Source organism: Bacillus pseudomycoides DSM 12442 (assembly GCF_000161455.1).
Taxonomy (GTDB): Bacteria; Bacillota; Bacilli; order Bacillales; family Bacillaceae_G; genus Bacillus_A; species Bacillus_A pseudomycoides.
The window spans coordinates 5,700,818-5,701,104 of the sequence record NZ_CM000745.1 but is presented as its reverse complement, the minus strand read 5'-3'; the positions used below and the strand labels follow the sequence as shown (position 1 = coordinate 5,701,104).

Below are 287 nucleotides of genomic sequence, written 5' to 3'. Positions count from 1 at the left end.
GGACAAGATAAAGTAGCTGGTGTAATTGCTATTGGAGCTGTAATTGGTATTATGGCTGTAATTTTTGCTTATATTTACGCAACAACACGTGTATTCTTTGCAATGAGTCGTGACGGTTTATTGCCAGAATCTTTTGCGAAAATTAACAAGAAGACAGAAGCACCAACATTTTCAACTTGGTTAACAGGGATTGGTAGTGCTTTAATTGCTGGATTTATCGATTTAAAAGAATTGTCGAATTTAGCGAATATTGGAGCGTTATTAACATTTGCGATGGTTGGTGTATC

The 287-nt window shown here is 35.9% G+C and carries 1 protein-coding gene; it reads left to right on the top strand.

Going from position 1 to position 287, the window contains the following annotated elements:
- Positions 1-287: amino acid permease (locus BPMYX0001_RS28805; protein WP_033799568.1), on the top strand; the 287-nt coding region annotated here is incomplete at both ends.